Consider the following 802-nt stretch of genomic DNA (forward strand, 5'->3'; position numbering starts at 1 on the left):
TGCTAAGGATAAAATAAAAATGTAGGTAAAAGACAACATAAGAATGTTGGAAAACCTACATAATTATTTTGTCCTTTTTCATTTTATTGATATTATCTTGCCGGAGGTAATATCGATGAATTCAAATGATTTTTATCAGCTAAAATCTGAACTTAACGTAATGGATTTTACTAAAAGTAAACCAAACTATGCAGATCTTGCCAGAAAGTATGGCGTAGATTACAGAACAGTGAAGAAGTATCACGAAGGCTATAAGGGAAAGCCTAGAAACAGGGCAAAGCCAAGCAGGCTTGACCCGTACAAGGAGTTGATTATAGAAAAATTAAGTATTCCCAGAATATCAAGAAAAGGTGTCTATGAATTCCTCATAGATCAGTATGGAGATAGTGAAATAGGTTCATATTCAAACTTCAAGGCTTACTGTAAGAAGCATAAGCTTAAACCATCCAAAGGTGGTGCATCAGGTGGAGGAGACACTCGCTATGAGACTAATCCAGCTGACATGGCACAATGTGACTGGAAAGAGAATATGATGCTTACTTCAAGAAGTGGTGAGACTTTTGTAGTCAATATATTCCATCTGGTGTTGAAGTTCTCTAGATTCAGTTATATTGAACTGACTCTTTCAAAGGAGCAGCCAATTGTCTTCAGATGTCTTATTAACGCATTTAAATTCTATGGCGGAGTTCCAAAAAGAATACTTTTTGATAACATGTCCACCGTCATAGATACGAACGTAAAACCCAAGAGAGTGAATCATAAGATGGTGCAGTTCGCCAAGGATATGAATTTCAGGGTGGAA

At 36.4% G+C, this 802-nt stretch carries 1 pseudogene; it reads left to right on the forward strand.

What is annotated here, in order from left to right:
- Window positions 1–115 precede the first annotated feature (115 nt).
- Window positions 116–802, forward strand: a pseudogene (locus H8909_RS13230) (DDE-type integrase/transposase/recombinase); the annotation flags it as partial.

It is taken from the genome of Catenibacterium faecis, assembly GCF_014306455.1.
Lineage (GTDB): Bacteria > Bacillota_I > Bacilli_A > Erysipelotrichales > Coprobacillaceae > Catenibacterium > Catenibacterium mitsuoka_A.